Here is a 222-nt window from a genome sequence, read left to right on the forward strand (position 1 = left end):
CGGACACAGACGGCTTAACGGCAGAGCAAAGCTTCAGCATCACCGTGACCAACGTCAATGATGCGCCGACCATCGGTTCAACGGCCATCACAGCTGCCACTCAAGATGCGGCGTACAGCTACACCTTCGCGGCCGCAGATACTGATGTGGGCGATGTGCTGACATTCAGCGCGGTGACCAAACCGAGTTGGTTGAGCTTCAATACGACTTCAGGCGTGTTAA

The 222-nt window shown here is 55.9% G+C and carries 1 protein-coding gene; it reads left to right on the forward strand.

Annotated features, from left to right (window positions below):
- A partial coding sequence (locus K5Q99_RS22355; RefSeq protein ID WP_220778183.1) for a putative Ig domain-containing protein occupies window positions 1–222 on the forward strand: 222 nt, incomplete at both ends.

This window comes from Shewanella hafniensis (assembly GCF_019655335.1).
Taxonomy (GTDB): domain Bacteria; phylum Pseudomonadota; class Gammaproteobacteria; order Enterobacterales; family Shewanellaceae; genus Shewanella; species Shewanella hafniensis.